The 3,976-nt window shown below is 59.3% G+C and carries 4 protein-coding genes; 2 read left to right on the forward strand and 2 right to left on the reverse strand.

The genetic code is table 11. From position 1 onward, the window contains the following. Positions 1–457 precede the first annotated feature (457 nt). Entirely contained in the window at positions 458–622 is a 165-nt protein-coding gene (locus tag NFJ07_RS25385) for a DUF2207 domain-containing protein (protein WP_148667595.1), read from the forward strand. A gap of 168 nt (positions 623–790) precedes the next feature. Here the strand turns inward: NFJ07_RS25385 and glnA are convergent, their stop codons facing one another. Next, entirely contained in the window at positions 791–2,215 is a 1,425-nt protein-coding gene (gene glnA, locus NFJ07_RS25390) for a type I glutamate--ammonia ligase (protein ID WP_269998854.1), read from the reverse strand. A gap of 318 nt (positions 2,216–2,533) precedes the next feature. Between glnA and NFJ07_RS25395 the strand changes: the two genes are divergently transcribed. Then, positions 2,534–2,971: an RDD family protein gene (locus tag NFJ07_RS25395; RefSeq protein WP_269998856.1), complete on the forward strand. Its 438-nt coding sequence runs from the start codon at positions 2,534–2,536 to the stop codon at positions 2,969–2,971. Between the two features lie 70 nt (positions 2,972–3,041). On the opposite strand, the gene NFJ07_RS25400 is transcribed toward NFJ07_RS25395, so the two are convergent. Next, the gene (locus NFJ07_RS25400; RefSeq protein WP_269998859.1) at positions 3,042–3,806 is read right to left on the reverse strand and encodes a DUF4191 domain-containing protein; all 765 of its coding nucleotides are present in this window, start codon (positions 3,804–3,806) and stop codon (positions 3,042–3,044) included. Positions 3,807–3,976 lie beyond the last annotated feature (170 nt).

Raw genomic sequence — 3,976 nt, forward strand, 5'->3', positions numbered from 1 at the left:
CCACACACGCCGGAATCAACCTCCCCAAGACCAAAACACCCCAAAAACCAGCCCAGTGACTCCACACAGCTTGACAATTTTCGGCTCCTGCAGATACGACCCAAGGTGGACATGTTCCTCAATTTATGTGAGCGAGCGTCCCGGGGGAGGCGGTCATTGGTGAGCGAGCGTTTGAGGAAACGCGGTCATAGGTGAGCGAGGGTTTGGGGGAGAGCCGCTATATCTGAGCGAGGGTTTGGGGGAGAGCCGCTATATCTGAGCGAGGGTCCCGGGAAGGGCCGTCATTAGTGAGCGAGGGTCAGGCGCTTGCTGATGGGTCAACGAAGCGGATGCCGCGCGCCAGCTCGCGGCGGGCGGCGGATTGGAGTAATAAGCATGCTTACAGTAAGGTTGCTGAGGTTTGCACAGCGATAAAGGCAATCATCAGAATGTTTACGACTGAAACGGAAGGTACATCATGAATGTCATCCTCGGAATCGTCGCGGTCATCGCGATCCTTTTCTTTATCATTGGCGGCACCGTAAAGGCCCTGGGATTCCTTCTCTGGATCGCCCCGATACTGATCGTCTTGGCGATTATCGTCTTCCTCTTCCGGTTGATTAGTGGGCGCCGGCGGGTGTAGGAAAAATTGGGGGTCCGACCCTGGCGGTCCGGGACCTTTACACCAAGGACGGCTGTGTCTTGACGGACACAGCCGTCCTTTTTCACGCGTGAATTTCCGGGGTCGTTAAAAGGAAAGGGCCACAGTTCACAATGAACTGTGGCCCTTCATTTGCCTCTTGCGGTGTTACTAGACGCCGTAGTAGAGCTCGAACTCGTACGGGTTCGGGCGCAGCGACAGCGGACGGATCTCGTTCTCGTACTTGTACTCGATCCAGGTGTCGATCAGGTCCTGGGTGAAGACGCCGCCGGCCTGCAGGAACTCGTTGTCCTCAGCCAGCGCGGCCAGTGCTTCCTCAAGGGAACCCGGAGCCTTGGGGATGTCCTTGGCTTCCTCGGCAGGCAGTTCGTACAGGTCCTTGTCGATCGGAGCCGGGGGCTCGATGCGGTTGCGGATGCCGTCGATGCCAGCCATGAGCTGTGCAGCGAATGCCAGGTACGGGTTGGAGGCGGCATCCGGAGCGCGGAACTCGATGCGCTTGGCCTTCGGGTTGGAACCCGTGATCGGGATGCGGATACCGGCAGAGCGGTTGCCCTGCGAGTAGACCATGTTGACCGGAGCTTCGAAGCCCTTGACCAGGCGGCGGTAGGAGTTGACCGTCGGGTTGGTGAAGGCAAGCACAGCCGAGGAGTGCTTCAGCAGGCCGCCGATGTACCAGCGTGCCATGTCCGAGAGGCCTGCGTAGCCCTTTTCGTCGTAGAACAGCGGCTCGCCGTTGCTCCACAGGGACTGGTGGCAGTGCATGCCCGAGCCGTTGTCACCGAAGATCGGCTTCGGCATGAAAGTTACGGACTTGCCGTACTCCCACGCGGTGTTCTTGATGACGTACTTGAACTTCTGAAGGTCGTCGGCAGCGTGCACCAGCGTAGTGAACTTGTAGTTGATCTCGGCCTGGCCGGCGGCGCCGACTTCGTGGTGCGAGCGCTCGACTTCGAGGCCTGCTTCGTCCAGCGCGATGCACATGGCGTCACGGAGGTCAGCCTGGTGGTCAACCGGGGAAACCGGGAAGTAGCCGCCCTTGAAGGGAGTCTTGTAACCGAGGTTTCCGCCTTCTTCTTCACGGCTCGTGTTCCAAGGAGCTTCAATCGAGTCGACCTTGTAGAAGGAACCCTGCGGCGAGGACTCGAACTGAACGTTGTCGAAGACGTAGAACTCAGCTTCGGGAGCAAAAAATGCCGTGTCCGCAATGCCCGTGGAGGCCAGGTAAGCTTCGGCCTTTTCGGCAACGCCGCGCGGGTCGCGGTGGTACGGGTCGCCAGTGCGCGGGTTCACGATTGAGAAGTTCAACGCGAGGGTCTTCTCCACGCGGAAGGCGTCGATGAAGGCCGTGGTTACGTCCGGGATGAGCTGCATGTCGGACTCGGCGATGCCCTGGAAACCGCGGATGGAAGATCCGTCAAAGAGTTGACCGTTGACAAAGAAGTCAGCGTCGACGCTCTTGGCCGGCACATTGAAGTGCTGCTGGACGCCCGGAAGATCGGTGAAGCGGATATCGACGAACTTAACGTCTTCGTCTTTGATGAACTTGAGGACTTCGTCCGCAGTCTTGAACATCTATGCTCCTAACGCATAACAGGTAACAGGCCCCTGAGGCCGTCTGGTCCAGCGCAAACCGAAAGCAGGGAAACAAAAAAGTATCCCTGATGCGGCGCTAGCAACTTCTCCAACCTTAGGGAAATGGGATTTCCCCGGAGTGTCAGTATTGTTTCGAGCAGGTTACAGAACTGCCTGCCGTGTAAACGCTACTGGTCTACTGCAGTGCCAGTCTATGTCTTACGTCTGTGTGTCTGATTCCTTGTGAACACTGTGAACGTTCCACCACCCGGCACCAGGGCCGTCAGGCATGCGATGGTGAAGCCGTAAGCTTGAAGAGTGGTTGATCGTAAAGATATTGGTTCATGGCTCACAGGGCCGGACACGTCCGGAATCTCCAAGTACCCGGGAGAACGGCTCGGCCTGCCCGAGTCCGGCCCCGGCTCCATCGCACGGGCCGGCCGTCGCATCCTGGCAATCTGCATCGACTGGGTCATTGCCCTGGTGATCAGCAACTTTGCCTTCGGTGGCAACCAGTGGGCCACACTTGCCGTCTTTGCGGTGGAACAGATCCTTCTCATCGGCACGCTGGGCTACAGCATCGGACACCGGGTTGCGGGGATCCATGTCGTACGGCTCGGAGGAACACAGGCCGGACCCTTGGCTGCCTTGGTCAGGACAATCCTCTTGTGCCTGGTGATTCCCGCGGTTGTTTTCGATCCTGACCAGCGTGGCCTCCACGACAGGGCCATGAACACAATTCTCATTCGGATGTAACTTTTACGCAGACAAAAAAGCCGCCCGTTCCCGGAGATTCCAGGAATGGGCGGCTCTTTGTTTGTCTTGGTTAGCGTCCGCGTGATGCCTTGCGGTCAGGGCGTGCCTTGTAGGGGTCGATGCCCTTGGGGATCGGCAAGCGGTTTCCGAGCGAAGAGATTCGCTTGCTGACAGCGCCGACCTCAATTTTGGTGAGCTCGTTCTTGTATTTGTTCATGGTCTTCGCGATCTGGCTGATGGGCACCTGGCCTTCGCCACGACCACTCTCGATCACGTGAATAGTGACGTTCGGCAGGATGCGGGAGAGCTTCTTGCGCTCGGCGTCAACCAGCGGCTTGACGCGTTGCGAAGGTCCTTCGCTGACGAGCACGACGCCGGGACGGCCAATGGCGCGGAAGACAGCGTCCTGGGTACGCGGGTTGACGGCGACCGGCTGGTCCTCCGTGATCCAGCCGCGGCGCAGGGTCCCCAAAGCCGCACCGGAAGCTCCGGGCTGGTTTTCGATCTGGGCGAAGGCCGCCCGTTCCGCGCGGCGCGAGAGGATGAAGACAGCTGCCAGCAGGCCCAAGGGGATGCCGATGATCAGGCCTGTGACCCAGTTGTTCAGGAGGAGCCCGACGATGAAGCTGACAGCAATGACGCCGAGGAACGCCAGCAGCATGAGCCACACGACGATGGGGTCATTGCGGCGGGTCATCTTGAAGACCTCGCCGATCTGCTTCAGCTGGCTCGGCTTCTTGGCCTTGGCTTCCTTGGGCTTGCGGGAAAACAAGCCGCGCTTGGGAGCGTCGGCAGCCGATGTTGTCGAGTTGCTGGAATCAGGGGATTTCGCCATAGTGCCTTAATTCTACGTGATTTATGCCAAAGGACCGGACGCCGGATTTGTCCGGGGTCCGGTCCTTTGACCGTGCTTTAGCCGACGTGCTATGCGTGGTGTGCGAGGAGGGTGCGGGCTTCCTGGCGGGTGGTGCCGGAGTCCTGGATGCCGTCGGCGATGTGGGCCAG

It is taken from the genome of Arthrobacter sp. B2a2-09, assembly GCF_027587375.1.
Classification (GTDB): domain Bacteria; phylum Actinomycetota; class Actinomycetes; order Actinomycetales; family Micrococcaceae; genus Arthrobacter.

Coding starts and splice junctions, on each gene's coding strand:
- NFJ07_RS25385 (WP_148667595.1), top strand. CDS start 458: ATGAATGTCATCCTCGGAATCGTCGCGGTCATCGCGATCCTTTTCTTT.
- glnA (WP_269998854.1), bottom strand. CDS start 2,215: ATGTTCAAGACTGCGGACGAAGTCCTCAAGTTCATCAAAGACGAAGAC.
- NFJ07_RS25400 (WP_269998859.1), bottom strand. CDS start 3,806: ATGGCGAAATCCCCTGATTCCAGCAACTCGACAACATCGGCTGCCGAC.